We start from the raw sequence: 15,237 nt of genomic DNA, 5'->3' as shown, positions 1-15,237 counted from the left end.
CCTTTGTGGCTGATTTTCTGTTTCAGCTTCGCTGCCGCCCTGAGTGCCGGAAGATGGATTCGGAGTGCTGCCTGCCTGGTTTTGTATGATAGGTGAGCTCGGCTCTCGAGGAGTAAAAATAGTCATATAAGGTATTACGGTTTCTTTTCCGGGAGTCAGCAGGGCATAAGAGACATTAAATAAATCCGTCCCTTTCACATTGGCAATATTGGTCCGAGCATTTTTAAGAATACCATCGATCTCTGCTGATAGACTGGGCTCGTACTCGGGTTGGGAGTTGAGGAAATCCGATGCCATGCCTTTACATATTACGATCCAGGTGCGCTCGCGGATCTCCTGGTGTCTCAGCAAGAAATCCATGATCTGGCCCAATCCGTGGCGGGCTGTTTCCTCCCCGATGACCACCACGACTACCTGGCCGATAAAAAGCTTTCTGGAGGAGCGCAGATCCAAGTTTCTTCCCGCATCCCAAATGGTATCCCCATTGATGGAAATGACATGGTTGGTGTGGCTCTTCTGGGGATCAGTTATATCACTTGAGCTGCCCATTCCCCCGCCTCCTTGAGGAGGTTTGGCGGAGAGGATAGTCAATCGAAACTGGGGTTTCCCATCCACTGCCAGGTAGTCAAACCCGAGAGCGGTACTGAGGTTCATCTGCTGAGTTTCTCTTCGGCCCCAGCAACCGGCGATGGAAAAAGGCATTAACGCCAGTAAAACTATTATTAGAATTTTTTTGCGATAATTTACTTTACCCATCCTGCGGCATCTCCTTTTTGCGTAAAATCGCAATCAGCAGGACCAGGGCCGGAATGATCAATTCAACGGTATATCCATAGTAAGGCCAGACCTTGGACAAAAACTCCACCACCTGAATATAGGTTCCATAAAAAATATTTCCAGCCAGGATGGTTGCGCCTGCCACCGGGATTGCCGCCCATTTGTACTCTTTAAGGCCCAGGGTGGTGGCAGCGGCTATGCTGGATACGTGGTAAAAGATAGCCAGTTTTACGGTGACTCCGGCTACCCAGATTATGACGATAACCAATTCCATGCGTTCCAGGATACCGGCAACAGAAATATAACGGGCCAGGGTGTTTCCCGAATAGGTCAGGCGGCTGGTAAACAGATCGCCGAATACCCCGATGGTGGTAGCCACTACCGCCGTTGCGATAACACCAGCAATGAGAACCATTCCCACCGCTGCTTTGAACCCCTCATTCTTTTGATTTAAGTAGGGAAAAAGCATTAATATTATAAATACCTCACCCCGCCAGGCCGCCGGAGTCATGCTGCCCTTTAGAACCGGCATCCAACCGTTTTCGAGTATGGGAAGGAAATTACTCGGATTAATATCTTTTACGACCAGAATAATGAGGATTGCCAGAGAAAAAACGAATATGGGAAAAACGATTTCATTATGGCGGGCTATTACTTCGATGCCTAAATACACCCCATAGACGGCTACTCCGGCCAGTACCAATTGCAAAACCAGCACCGGGGTTTGAATAAGAAAATTGGTGTTGATGAATTGAGCGCCTTCGATCACCATAACCGAAGTGATATGGATAAAAACCCCAGTATAAAGGAAACCCAAAATTTTTCCGGGAATCTTGCCGACTATTTTCGGCAAGTACTGAGTGAAGACTTCATCAGGGAAGCGCCTGGCCAGCAACATGCAAACCAACGCCACCATCAAGGCATAAAGCGTAACCGGGACCAGAAGGGATATCCAGGCGTCCGGTCCGGCCCCTTTGGCGGTGATGGCAGGAACATAAAGAAATGAAGTGGCCAAATCAGCAATTAATAGTAGAAATAGTAATTGCACACTACTGATCCGGCCTTTATCCAGCATCATTTGTCCCCTTTCTCCTGGTCAGGGTGCCGCCTCTTGCTGCGGGAGGCCTGGGTTTTAAATCATTGTCCTGCCTTATGGGATCAATGTATCCTGTCAAACGAGGCCGTGACTTCATCATCCAATTGGGAAATCTGATAAAACTGTCCTTTAAGTCTCCCAGGCTCAAGGGCGCCAGGGGAGACAGGTATGGTACTCCGAAAGAACGCAGCGAAGAGGTGTGGAGATTTAATAGCGACACTCCGGCCATAATTCCGAACAGTCCCAACACTGCCCCGGCTCCCATGAAAAAAAACCGCAGAATGCGAACGGTATTGGCCAGAGATAATGAAGGGATCGAATAGGAGGCAATAGCGGTGATTGCAACCACCACAACCATTCCGGAAGATACTATTCCCGCACTTACTGCTGCCTGGCCTACCACAATGGTTCCCACTATACTGATTGTCTGTCCGAAAGTACGGGGAAGCCGTATACCGGCTTCCCGCAAGATCTCGAAGCTTAATTCCATCAGCAGGGCTTCTGCAAAAGCGGGAAAGGGCACCCCCTCACGATTGGAGACCACGGTAACCAGCAGCGATGGAGGAATCAATTCTTGATGGTAGGAAATGATAGCTACATATAAACCGGGCGCCAGCACAGCAATTAAAAAGGCTACCCAGCGAAGCGACCTGATCAGCGAAGCATACCAGTAGCGATTGTTGTAATCGTCGCTGGAAGAAAGCTGGTTGGCCAGAGTGCAAGGCATGAGCAGGGCGTAAGCTGTGCCGTCGATAATTAAGGCTGCACCTCCTTCAAGCAGGTGGGCAGCCAGTCGGTCGGGTCGCTCCGTAGAGTCAATACTGCTAAATAGAGAATATGGACTGTCCTGAATGTGTTCTTCGATCTGGCCGCCGCTCAATATCCCATCAACGTTAATCCGTTCCAAGCGTATCTTTATCTCTCCAACCAGTCCTTCGGGAGCAATACTTTTAAGATAAACCAGATCTATTGTAGTTTTGGTTATTGATCCCACCGATAATTTTTCTACCGCCAGCTGTGAAGTGGGTAAACGTTGGCGCAATAGCCCCATATTGGTATGTATGTCTTCATTAAATGCCTGGGAAGGACCCATTACCGCAGTCTGACTTACCGGCTGGGAAACCTGACGCTTAAGACTGTCATCAGGCATCAGGATCAAGAGTGCGGTGTCCTGTCCCTCTACCAGGAGACATACTGATCCTTTGCAGATATGATCCGTGATTTCTGGCCAATGCCTGGTTTCTTGCATTCTGGCTGCAGGGACCACGCTTTTTTTTAAGCAAGCCAGGAGGCGTTTGCCTATTAAACCGTCTTCTATCCCAAGTAAAGATCTTAAAAGGCTTTTTTGTAAAAGATCATCATTGACCAGGCTGTCAAGATAAACAAGCAAGGCTTTGGCAACCTTTTCCGAACCGATTATAAATTCATGGATAATCAGATCGTCGCATCGATCGAATATTTCTTGCAAGGTGCGTCTGTTCTGATTAAAATCATTACCCATGGTTTGCACTTCGATCACCGATCCAAATTCCTGCTGCTCTGCAAAAGGTTTGCCGCCTTTCAAGGGCTTTATGGCTTTAATAAGGTTTGCCAACCGTGTAAACATATACCAATTCCTTATTACTAAATAGTATTTGATAAACCTATGATCTACATCATTAAATGACAATAAAAGTGTTGCATCTATTCTCCCTATTATTTAGTTTTTCAAGTATTTCTAAAACCATTCCCCTTCTTCCCGGAAAAGAGGAAATGTAAGCTGCGGTCTTTCCTGGTTTTTTAACTTGACAGTGAACGCTATAACAGGGATGTCAACACAGTTCAGGAGTGCTTATTTATGTCTATGGTTGCTGACGTGAGGGGAATGACGCGCTGAGTGGAAGATGCGAGCTGTTGGTTGTCGGAATGGATGTACAAAGTAAACGCCCTATGCTAGCGCCCTTGACTACAGCTATCCACAAACTGCTTAATTCAGCAACACTGAAGGTTATGAAAGACTGGTGCAGTGGATGCAAAGCATAAGCGAGCAGAACGGCAAGACGGATACGATCGTCGGCTTCGAACCCACTGGACATTACTGGTTTCACATGCCTCTAAAATCTCTTTGTTATGAGGTTTTATGATGTGTTACTGTCAAACTCGAGTCCATCATCCATCATTTTCGAAAGCCGAAACATGGAAATAAAAGAGGCTATCTTTTTGATAGCCTCTTTAGAATTTCGATATAGTAGTGGCGGAGAAAGGACTTCAACATTACATAACCTTATAGACCTTATTGAACCTCCGAATTTAATAAATAAAATTAACTAATTTGGGTTAACTAATGAACTTGACTTATTTGGATTGGTAATTTGGACTCATACTGATTTGGATTAATTAACTTGAATTAACTAACTGGTTTTACTAAATGTGGACTTGATTCATATTTCTCCGCCACTTGAGAATATTATATTTACCTTTGTGGTGAAAGTCAATAATGAATTTTGATTTTTATATAACGGTGAGGGTAGGTCAGGTTCAGATCGATGACAAACAAATGGCCGGGGTTATTTCGCTGTGCAGATAAAATAAGATAGAAGAATTTTTTGAGGCAGCAAATGATTCAAATAAGAAGATACCCCAAAGACGACGAAGAGGTTTTAATGAAAATGATTGGGTTTCTGATGTCTGATGAAGACCGATGTTATATGAAGCAGGGATACCGGAGAGGTTCGATATTTGTGCTAGAATCAATGCAAGGATCATTACATAAACGGAGGTTTTGAATATGAATAAACATGCCATACCTTTATTATTTGCTGCTCTGATTATATTGCAGATAATTTCTTTAGTACGTATAGGCAATTTACAGGACGATTTAAACAACACCAGAAACCAGCTTTCCAATTCAGCGTCCCAGCAGTCAAACCAGATAAACAATATCTATGCCAATATAGATTCAATGCTTAAGCGTCAGGCCAGCATTATTGACAGTTATGAATATTCGTTTGGGACCCTTGACAATAATACGCTTACTGTTCCAGTAACCTTCAACATTACACCGAAGGAAACGAAAGCGGATACCAGCGCCATGCTTGTTGTATCGGGCCAAAGTTTCAACATGAATAAAAACGGTACTAACTTTACCGCCACGCTTCCGGTTAGAATATTTGACGCCTTTGAAGCTCGGGTTATATTAGCAGACGGAGGGGTTCGGAAGACAGAAAAACTGGAAGTATCAGAAAACCTGAGAGAGAAATTATTGCCGATAATTCATGTGCGATTTGAGGGTAAAAGCACAAGCAGATACAGTAAGAACCAGGGGAAATCGTCTGGAATATACCACAAAGCGGGCAATTTGAGTTTGGATGTAAAACCCGCCGCAAGTAATAAGATTGAAGGAGCCCGTCTGGTTATAGATGTAGACGGCAAAACTGTTTCTGAAAAAACAATTGAAAAGATAGGCGGAAGCGCGATTCAAATGGACGAGAAAATCACTGTTTCCGCCGGGCAAAAATTGACGATATCAGTCATTGCTACTGATAGTTTTGGTCTAGTTTATAAAACGGTTGTGGATCAATATGAGCTTAATGATAATGCCGATCCGAAACGCGAAAGGGAGCCGATGTGGCCAGATGAGACCATTATTACCGATAAAGACGGTGCTATTCTCTATACACCAGGGTTTGGAAGGATAAACGAACAATTGAAGCGGTGATTATTAACAATTATGACTATCTGGCAATCATGTTGATAAAAAAACGAACCCAATAGACTATATTGGGAGACCGTTTCAGATTTTGTGTAAACTTGACCTTTGATGAATTTGCACCCATAGGCGCTGAGTTCATTATATAGAGGCCTTGGGGCCATGCATTATTTGCGCGGCGGTCATGCACTATTTCGCCGGTCACAATGCGCCCTTTGCCCGGTCACCGTGCACGGTTTTCTCCGGAATATTCAGAATCAGACGCACGGTTGCTAACACCGTTAGTCTGTGATTAAGCGGCCGAAAAACGACGTACTTGCTTCGGGATAGGCAGGGGGCTATAATTATAAGTTAGTAAATATTGCATTAAATACCCTGCAAAATACAGAATATTAAGAGCGGCGGGGTATTGGACATAAATAAAGGAGGGTTATCATGACAGCAGCGGGAACACCGGATGAAGCCGGCCATGATGTGAACAGGGAATTACCGGTTAATTTTATCCAGGACATCATCAGTAACGACCTGAAGACTGGCAAGGTGAAGGGCACAGTCCATACCAGATTCCCGCCGGAGCCGAACGGGTACCTGCACATCGGACACGCCAAGTCTATCTGCCTCAACTTCGGTTTGGCCAAGGCCAATAACGGCCTGTGCAACCTGCGCTTCGACGACACCAACCCCAGCAAAGAAGAAACCGAGTTTGTGGAATCGATTCAGCGAGATGTGCGCTGGTTGGGGTTTGACTGGGATGACCGCCTGTATTATGCCTCCGATTATTTTCAGCAATGCTACGACTGGGCAATGCAGCTCATCAAAGAGGGCAAAGCCTATGTATGCGATTTAAGTGCCGAAGAGATCAGGGCTTATCGGGGCACATTGACTGAGCCCGGCAAGGACAGCCCCTATCGCAGCCGCTCCGTCGAAGAGAATCTAGATCTTTTCGAGCGCATGAAAAACGGGGAGTTCCCCGATGGTTCCCGGGTATTGCGGGCCAAAATCGATATGGCTTCACCCAATATGAATATGCGCGACCCGGTGTTGTACCGGATCATGCGGGCCACCCATCACCGCACCGGCGATACCTGGTGCATCTACCCGATGTATGATTACTCTCATCCGCTGGGTGACGCCATCGAAAATATCACCCATTCGGTTTGCACCCTGGAGTTTGCCGACCACCGGCCGCTGTACGACTGGTTTATCGAGAATGTGCGCCCCGGCAGTGAACCGCATCAATATGAGTTTGCGCGCCTCAATTTGAATTACACCGTGATGAGCAAGCGCAAACTGAGAAGGTTGGTGGAAGAAGGCCATGTAAAGGGTTGGGACGACCCCCGCATGCCTACGATTTCAGGGTTGCGGCGCCGGGGCTATACCCCGGAAGCGATCCGGGATTTCTGCGACCGCATCGGGGTGGCCAAGCGCGACAGCGTGGTCGACATAGGCCTCCTGGAACACTGCATCAGAGAGGATTTAAATAAAAAGGCGCAGCGGGTGATGGCGGTTTTGAGACCGCTCAAGGTGGTCCTGACCAATTATCCCCAGGATGCGGTGGAATGGCTGGAAATCGAAAACAATCCGGAAAATCCGGCAGCCGGCAGCAGAAATGTGCCATTTGGCCGCGAACTGTACATCGAACAGGATGATTTCATGGAGGTCCCGGTAAAGAAATTCTTCCGCCTCTTTCCGGGCGGTGAGGTGCGTCTGAAAGGAGCCTTCATCATCAAGTGCGAAGAGGTCGTCAAAGATGATTCGGGGAATATCACTGAACTGCGCTGCACCTATGACCCCGAAACCAGGAGCGGCGGCCCGGCTTCGGGACGCAAGGTGAAAGGCACTTTGCATTGGGTAGAAGCCAGTCATGCCGTCCCCGCTCAGGTCAGGTTGTACGAGAACCTGTTCCTGGACGAGGATCCCGAAAACGACGACGGCGCCGATTTTATCAGCAAGATTAATCCCAACTCGCTGCAGGTCCTGGCCAGGTGCCTGGTGGAGCCCGAGCTGGCCGAAGCCCGGGTTGAGGACCGCTTCCAGTTCCTCAGGCATGGTTATTTCAGTGTGGACCCGGATACCAGGCCTGGATTTCCGGTCTTCAACCGCATCGTATCGTTGCGGGACAGCTGGGCCAAGATTCAGAAAACCGCCAAGTGATAAAAAAGCAAGCCTTTCTGTGTCAGCGTTTACCGGAGCATTTTGTGAACCCATAGCCTTTATGATGAGGCGGGCAGCGTCGGCTGCCCGCCTTAATGCTGCCTCATCCCATCGCACTTCGCAGCCCTCGTACTTCATATTCGCGGTGAAGCTCTCTTGCCGGGGGAATATTCCAGCGCCGCGTCGATGGCTTTCATCAAGCGGAACTTTCAGCTCTCGCTCCGCTAGCGGTGCGGTGCCCGCCGGGCCTCAGGGGCTTTGATCGAGAATTGACAGAAAAAGTAGGTATTTGTATAATCGGAATATGCTACAAGTCCTATATTGAATGGGGTGATTGGCCGAGTGTCGCTGGAAAACGGGATCCTGGGCTTTTTGTCGTGAAGTCCCTTTCAGGATACGATATAAAGAAGCTGTTCGATATGTTCGCCGCGTACTTCTGACCGGCGGATCAGATGCAGATCTACCGGACGCTGTTGAAAAGGTTCAGGGCGGAAATAAAAGAAAATGGAGCTGCTTAAGCTGGATTGAAAAGCTCAATGATGGGGAGGGACATAATTAATGAAAAAAATTATTCGCAGAAAGCTGATACCGGTTCTTTTATCATTGGCAATAGTGATTGGCCTCATACCGATGATGACCCTACCGGCGCTGGCGGTTGACATCGAAAGATCGACCACGCCCGACACACTTCTCACGATTAATATGGGGGACATACTCGGCGAAGAACCTGCTGTGCTGCTTTTATACGGTTTCACACAGCCGACAACCGGTTCAACTCCCGGACACCTGTATGAAGATGAAACAGGGACAACGGAGGTTGATTATGATGACTACACTTGGTATATGTATTCAAGCTCCTATACAGTAACATTCAAGGCATCTACCGCAGGCGTATACACGTTTACGGCCGGATTTACTGATGAAAACTGCGAGCCGGTTACAACCAGAACCGTACAGATCACCGTAGTGGGAAGCTCCGCCCCTCCCACCGATATCACATTGTCCGGCGCCACGGTTGCCGAGAATTCCGCCGCGGGTGCGGTGATCGGCACGTTTTCCACCACTGACGCCGACGCAAACGACACCTTCACCTACACGTTGGTATCGGGCAGCGGGGACGATGACAACAGTCTTTTCTCCATTGACGGTGATGCCTTAACGCTGGAATCCACATCTTTGGATTACGAGACAACATCCTCTCTAAGCATCCGTGTCAAAACGACGGATGCGGCGGGCGCTACATATGAAAAAGCGTTTACGATCACCGTGACCGACGTCTACGAAACGCTTGCCGTGACCACAAACAGCCTGTTGTCGCTTTTTGAAGATGCATCCCCAACGACTATCGGCAGCGGCAGCCTGGCAACGACGGTCAACGCCGGCCGCACCGCCACCTATACCCTGACCGCCGCGCCGGCTTTGGGGACGCTGAAAAACGACAGCGTTACCATAAATACAAATAATACCTTTACACAAGCCGACATCGACGCAGACAAAATTACTTATACGCCCAACGCCGACGCCAACGGCACGGACAGCTTCATCTTCAGCGTATCCGACGGGACGAACAGTGTGAGCGACATCTTCAATATCACGATCACGGCGGTCAACGACGCGCCGGCCGTTTCCGGCCTGCCCGCCGCTATCACCGTCGATGAAGATCAGCCCGGTAATGTCGATCTGTCGGCCGCCGTTTTCAGCGATGCTGACGGCGATGCGCTCACCGTTACTCTGACGGCGTCTGCGGGGACTTTTACCGCCAGTTCCGCAGGCGGTATTAGCGTTGGCGGCAGCGGCACCGGAACCCTTGCCTTGCAGGGAACCGCCATTGATATCAACACTTTTTTAGACGCCGTATCGAATATTCAATATACAGGCGCATTGAATCAAAACGGCAACAATGCGGCGTCGATTATTGTACATGTCAACGATGGCTGGGTAAACCCGCTGTTGGGAACGATTAACATCAATATTGCCGCCGTCAATGACGATCCGAATATAGCGGGACTGCCCTCAAATATCACAGTTACCGAGAATACGGCCAGCAATGTTGACCTTTCGGCGGCGAGCTTTTCCGATGTGGACGCGGGCGCGAATTCCGTCACCTTAACCTTAACGGTGAACACAGGGATTCTCTCGGCCTCCTCGGGGGGCGGAATTGCTGTTTCGGGATCGGGTACATCAGAATTAACCTTGACCGGCACGGTCTCCAATATCGATACTTACCTGGACACCGCTTCCAATATACAGTATACAGGTCCGGCGGGCGTGAGCGGCGATAATGCGGCGACGCTTACCCTTGCCGCCAACGATGGAGGAAATAGCGGCGCGGGAGGAGGCGCGGACGTCACCCTCGGCACGGTCAATATCGACATTACGGAAGCGCCTCCGGCCGTGACAAGCGTAAGCTCGGCGAAAACGGACGGCGCCTATGGCAGCGGCGAAGTGATTGAGATCACCGTTGCTTTCACGAAACCGGTCACGATCACCGGCACGCCCCAACTGACACTGGAAACCGGAACGGTGGACCGGACGGCCCATTATTCCAGCGGGTCCGGGACGGCCGTTCTGAAGTTCACCTATACGGTGCAGTCGGGCGACGAGTCCGCTGACCTTGACTACGCCGCCACCGGCGCGCTTTCGCTAAATGGCGGCACGATTCAATCGGCATTGGGCACGAATGCGGTTTTGACCCTGCCGACTCCGGGAGCGTCCGGCTCTCTGTCCGCAAACAAGTCCATCGTTATCGCAGCCTTCCCCAGCGTCAGCTTGAGCGTAAACCCCGCATCCATTTCGGAAGCCGGCGGCGCTTCAAGCATTACCGCCACCTTATCTGAAGTTTCCAGCCAGGACGTAACGGTAACCCTGTCCTACTCGGGAACAGCGACCAGCGGGAGCGATTACAACAGCTCGGCCAGCACGACCATTACGATTCCCGCCGGGGATCTGTCCTCCGATGCGGCTGTCGGTATTACGGCTACACAGGACGCTGACGTGGAAGGCAATGAAACGATCATTATCGATATTACCGAGGTTGCAAAAGGCTTCGAAAACGGTACCCAGCAGCAGACCATCACCATCATGGACGACGACATTGCCACGGTCAGCTCTGTCTCAAGTACAACGGCCGACGGCAGCTATAAGGCTGGAGAGGGCATTACTGTTACCGTAACGTTTAACGCTCCGGTTACGGTTGCGGGAATTCCTCAGCTGCTTCTTGAAACCGGAACAACCGATCGGGCTGCCGATTATGTGTCCGGTTCGGGAACAGACGTACTGACGTTTAACTACACCGTCCAAGCGGGGGATAGCAGCGGTGATTTGGATTATGCGGGTACAGGATCCCTGACCTTAAACGGGGGCACGATCCAAAACAGCGGGTTCGATGCGGACCTTACCCTTCCCGCGCCGGGCGCTGCCAACTCGCTGTCCGCCAATAAAGCAATTGTGATCGACACCACGGCGCCTTCCGCGCCGGGGACGCCGGATCTGGCAGCGGGTTCAGACACCGGCCCATCCAATACCGACGACATCACGAACGATACCACGCCGGCCTTTACAGGGACGGCGGAAGCAAACAGCACGGTAAGCGTGATGTCTTCCCTTAACGGAAGTTTAGGAACGGCCGCCGCCGACGGGAGCGGCAACTGGAGCTTCACGGCAGGGGCGCTGGCTTCGGGCAGCCATATTATCACCGCGACGGCGACGGACGCTGCCGGCAACACCAGCGCGGCTTCGGCGGGGCTGTCCCTAGGCATCGATACCACGGCGCCCACCGCCACGGTGTCCATGGGCGATACCGCCTTGGCGGCCGGAGAGAGCACCATGGTGACCTTTACCTTCTCGGAGGCGGTAACCGGATTTAACAACGATGACCTGACTATCTCCAACGGCGTTTTGACTCCCGTCAGCTCGGCGGACGACGGCGTAACCTATACCGCCACCTTCACCGCGGACGGCGTCAACTCCGATACCAATTCAATTTCCGTAAACCTCGCTGAGATAACCGACCTAGCGGGGAACGCCGGCAGCGGCGCCGCGGCTTCGGAGAATTATACGATTATCATAATCACCGTTCCGGACGCGCCCACCATCGGAACGGCCACCGCCGGGAACGGCCAGGCCATCGTCAGCTTTACCGCCCCCGCGTCGGACGGCGGCGCGGCGGTCATAAGCTACACGGTCACGGCGAGCCCGGGAGGAATCACCGCCACGGGTAACTCGAGTCCGATCACGGTGACGGGGCTTACAAACGGTACGGCATACACCTTCACGGTCACGGCGACAAACAGCGCGGGCACCGGCGCGGCCTCCGCGCCGTCAAACAGCGTGACGCCGCATAGAGCTTCCACAGGAGGCGGCGGATCCTCCACGCCCGCGCAGACATATCATGCCGACGTAAAAGCCGGCGACGGCGGCGGATCCACTCTGCCGGTCACGGTTGACAGGAATACCGGCAGCGCCTCCGTTGACGCGGGCTCTCGGAGCAATCTGATATCCGACGGAAAAACCACCGTCATCACGGTACCTTCCATCCCTAATGTCGACGCCTACACGCTGGGTATACCGGTTCCGGATTTGTCAACGGCCGGTCAGCAGGGCAGTCTGACCGTCGACACGGATAAAGGAAGCATTACCGTTCCGTCCAATATGCTGACAGGCGTCGCGGGCGCGGACGGGAATAAGGCGCAAATCACCATCGGCCAGGGTGATAAAGACAATCTGCCCGACGATGTGAAAGAAGCCATTGGCGACCGGCCGCTGGTACAGCTCACGCTGTCCATAGACGGCAAGCGGACAGGCTGGAATAATCCTGCCGCGCCGGTGACGGTGAGCATTCCCTATGCGCCAACCGCGGCGGAACTGGAGCATCCCGAGAGCATCGTCGTATGGTACATAGACGGTTCTGGCGAGGTTGTCACCATCCCCAACGGACATTACGACCCCGCGACCGGCACGGTTATCGTTGATGTCACTCACTTCAGCGACTACGCCGTGGCATATAACAAGGTCATCTTCAATGATGTAGCGGCGGGCGTATGGTACGACAAGGCCGTGAGCTTTATCGCGGCGCGAGAGATTACGGCGGGTACGGGCCATGGAAAATACAGCCCCGAAGCGAAGCTGACGCGGGGCGAATTCATTGTCCTGATGATGCGCGCGTATGGCATATCTCCGGATACCAACCCGGCCGACAACTTCGCGGACAGCGGCAGCACCTATTACACCGGCTACCTCGCAGCGGCGAAACGGCTGGGCATATCCGCAGGGGTTGGCGACAACCTGTACGCGCCGGGCAGGGAGATCACCCGGCAGGAGATGTTCACCCTGCTGTACAATGCCCTCAAGGTCATCGGGCAGCTCCCCCAGGGCGATTCCGGCAAAACGGTCCTCGACTTCTCCGACGCTTCGCAAATTGATGAATGGGCGGGAGAAGCTATGGCAGCCTTCGTCGCAACAGGAACCATCGGCGGCAGCAATGGGTCGCTCACACCGCTCAGCACGACCACCAGAGCGGAAATGGCTCAGGTGCTGTATAATCTGCTGGGGATGTAGTCTGAATTAATGCCAAGCTAAACAAGAAAGCAGAGCCGGCCGCAAGTCGAGGCCGGCTCTGCTTCCTTTGTTGCCCCATAACGGTTACCCCCTCGGTTCATTAGTTGTATCTGGGGTGACCGCACTGGGAGTTCCGGGCCATACACATTGTGAATAAAAGCACGAAACGTGTTGCAGGGCAATACCTGCAGTACGTTTTGTTGTATTCGTGTCACATTAAATATTTTGCTTATAATTATGGCCTGCCAATAATATAATATTGTAAGATATATATAGATGGCAAGAGAAAACAGGCCAACCAATTTGTACCAGGAGAGGGAGGATTTATATGAGTATCATGCTTCCCAGACGTGAGTACGTGGTGAGAGCTCTTAACGAAATGGATCAGACCGACGCTTTATTACTTCGAATGAGATGGGGCTTGGATGACGGCAAACCCATGCCGATCTCGTCATTAGCCAAATATTTCAACCTGACCCAAGACAAGATTATGGAAGAATTGAGAAGGGTCGGATTTCAGGTGTTCATGCTCGCCCGCCAACTAGAGGACACTGAAAAAACCGTACCAAGATCATAGCCCGCTATTACTTAAATACCTCGCCTTTATTTACAACTGCCTTAACTCGCTGCACAATCAATTCCACCAACTTTTCTTTCTTGCGCCAGCGCACGTAACTGCGGGACGGATCCAGGGCGTAATGACTGATAATATTTTTGCATTCCGCAGCGTCCATGTCTTCTAAGGTCTTGATTAAGAGAACGCTTCCCCCTTCCAGGAAAGCCTTGAAGGGATCGACAGAAGGGGGCTCCTTAATTGAGGCCTTCTTCTTTGGCGCCTTTGGCGCCGCTTGGCCGGCCGGCATCAGCTTTTCATTCATATAGGCCTGCCAGGGCACCGACAGCCGACTGGCCAGACGTTTGTTTCCCGCCACTTCTTCAGCCAGGATATGCAGCATCTGAGCCATGCATTCGCTCAGCCTTTCATCGGACATGGCTCAAAACCTCCTCGGTTAATTGACGATACTGCTGATAGGGGGCTTGGTATCCATATTTGCCGTGCAGACTGGGATAGTCCACGGAAAAATCCATGGCCGCTGCCGCTTGCGTACTCTCGGGGAGAATGGTGTCAAATACCCTGCCAAATCCTATTCTGCCCGCATCCATATAAAGAACATGAGACTGGGTGCGGTGCAATACGCTCTGCTGACGGTATTTATTGATCACCACCCCTAAAGGCTTGAGGTCTGCGCCGGTTTCCAGGACCAGCCGGCGCACCCGGCTGACAATCTGGGGTATACCGTAGGTGGACAGAATATCCGGTATCACCGGGATTAAGTAATATTGGCTAAAGACCAGCCCATTCTGAGTAATCAGGCCCAGGTTGGGAGGACAATCGATTAATACTAAATCGTATGCGGCGGCGGTTTCAGCCAGGGCCTCCCCAAGCACTGTCAAGGGCCGCTCGGAGAGAATCCCGCTGGCCTCGATACCGGCCAGATTATCCTGCAGGTCTATCAGGTCCAGACTGGAAGGGAGCAGATCCAGGCCAGGAATGCCGCCGTTGATATTAGAAACTTGATGAACAATGGCTTCCCGGGGATTGAAAACCGCGCGCTGCCGCATACGATCACGGAACAACTGCACTACCGTTTGTCCCCGGACGTTGCGTTTTTTCCATTCGTATTCATTCATCAAGGCCATGGTGGCATTAGTCTGAGGATCAAGATCTATGACCAGGACCTTGAGTTGATGCTGTAAAGCCATGAACTCGGCCAGGGCAACCGTTATAGTGGTTTTGCCCACTCCGCCTTTTAAATTAATAATGCTGATCACTGATGCCATATGTCACACTATCCGCCCAGAATGAACAGTATTTGTCGAAAGATGATTGTACCGTCATTGTATCTTATCACGGACAGAATGAATACCCTTCTCATTAAATGCAGGCTGAATTTACCTAACCGGG

Annotated in this window: 9 protein-coding genes; 4 read left to right on the top strand and 5 right to left on the bottom strand. The window is 51.1% G+C overall.

What is annotated here, in order from left to right:
- The 3 genes from B3W37_RS14215 to B3W37_RS14205 all read right to left on the bottom strand — a co-directional run.
- Positions 1–756, bottom strand: a 756-nt coding sequence (locus tag B3W37_RS14215) for a Ger(x)C family spore germination protein (protein WP_483176183.1), incomplete at its 3' end; no start/stop codon positions are given.
- Positions 749–1,855, bottom strand: a complete 1,107-nt coding sequence (locus B3W37_RS14210; RefSeq protein ID WP_483176182.1) for a GerAB/ArcD/ProY family transporter — start codon at positions 1,853–1,855, stop codon at positions 749–751. The genes B3W37_RS14215 and B3W37_RS14210, both read right to left, overlap by 8 nt.
- The gene (locus tag B3W37_RS14205; protein ID WP_483176181.1) at positions 1,842–3,479 is read right to left on the bottom strand and encodes a spore germination protein; all 1,638 of its coding nucleotides are present in this window, start codon (positions 3,477–3,479) and stop codon (positions 1,842–1,844) included. Before B3W37_RS14205 ends, B3W37_RS14210 begins: the two co-directional genes overlap by 14 nt.
- Before the next feature lie 1,161 nt (positions 3,480–4,640).
- On the opposite strand from B3W37_RS14205, the gene B3W37_RS14200 reads away from it, so the two are divergent.
- From B3W37_RS14200 to B3W37_RS14185, 4 genes are all read left to right on the top strand, one after another.
- Positions 4,641–5,570, top strand: a complete 930-nt coding sequence (locus B3W37_RS14200) for a hypothetical protein (RefSeq protein ID WP_481039334.1) — start codon at positions 4,641–4,643, stop codon at positions 5,568–5,570.
- A gap of 426 nt (positions 5,571–5,996) precedes the next feature.
- On the top strand, positions 5,997–7,715 hold the full coding sequence (locus tag B3W37_RS14195) for a glutamine--tRNA ligase/YqeY domain fusion protein (protein WP_481039332.1): 1,719 nt from the start codon (positions 5,997–5,999) through the stop codon (positions 7,713–7,715).
- A gap of 558 nt (positions 7,716–8,273) precedes the next feature.
- Positions 8,274–13,271, top strand: a complete 4,998-nt coding sequence (locus B3W37_RS14190; RefSeq protein ID WP_481039328.1) for an Ig-like domain-containing protein — start codon at positions 8,274–8,276, stop codon at positions 13,269–13,271.
- Positions 13,272–13,599: 328 nt separating this feature from the next.
- On the top strand, positions 13,600–13,848 hold the full coding sequence (locus B3W37_RS14185) for a hypothetical protein (RefSeq protein ID WP_481039327.1): 249 nt from the start codon (positions 13,600–13,602) through the stop codon (positions 13,846–13,848).
- 7 nt (positions 13,849–13,855) lie between these two features.
- On the opposite strand, the gene B3W37_RS14180 is transcribed toward B3W37_RS14185, so the two are convergent.
- Entirely contained in the window at positions 13,856–14,263 is a 408-nt protein-coding gene (locus B3W37_RS14180; RefSeq protein WP_483170057.1) for a hypothetical protein, read from the bottom strand.
- Positions 14,253–15,113: a ParA family protein gene (locus B3W37_RS14175; protein ID WP_483170056.1), complete on the bottom strand. Its 861-nt coding sequence runs from the start codon at positions 15,111–15,113 to the stop codon at positions 14,253–14,255. The genes B3W37_RS14180 and B3W37_RS14175 overlap by 11 nt, the downstream gene beginning before the upstream one ends.
- Positions 15,114–15,237 lie beyond the last annotated feature (124 nt).

The sequence above is a fragment of the Syntrophomonas sp. UBA5494 genome, assembly GCF_002426325.1.
This window is presented reverse-complemented; position numbering and strand designations above follow the sequence as displayed.

What these genes read in the sequence shown, in the direction of transcription:
- B3W37_RS14210 (WP_483176182.1), bottom strand. Translation starts at nt 1,855, where the DNA reads ATGATGCTGGATAAAGGCCGGATCAGTAGTGTGCAATTACTATTTCTA.
- B3W37_RS14205 (WP_483176181.1), bottom strand. Translation starts at nt 3,479, where the DNA reads ATGTTTACACGGTTGGCAAACCTTATTAAAGCCATAAAGCCCTTGAAA.
- B3W37_RS14200 (WP_481039334.1), top strand. Translation starts at nt 4,641, where the DNA reads ATGAATAAACATGCCATACCTTTATTATTTGCTGCTCTGATTATATTG.
- B3W37_RS14195 (WP_481039332.1), top strand. Translation starts at nt 5,997, where the DNA reads ATGACAGCAGCGGGAACACCGGATGAAGCCGGCCATGATGTGAACAGG.
- B3W37_RS14190 (WP_481039328.1), top strand. Translation starts at nt 8,274, where the DNA reads ATGAAAAAAATTATTCGCAGAAAGCTGATACCGGTTCTTTTATCATTG.
- B3W37_RS14185 (WP_481039327.1), top strand. Translation starts at nt 13,600, where the DNA reads ATGAGTATCATGCTTCCCAGACGTGAGTACGTGGTGAGAGCTCTTAAC.
- B3W37_RS14180 (WP_483170057.1), bottom strand. Translation starts at nt 14,263, where the DNA reads ATGTCCGATGAAAGGCTGAGCGAATGCATGGCTCAGATGCTGCATATC.
- B3W37_RS14175 (WP_483170056.1), bottom strand. Translation starts at nt 15,113, where the DNA reads ATGGCATCAGTGATCAGCATTATTAATTTAAAAGGCGGAGTGGGCAAA.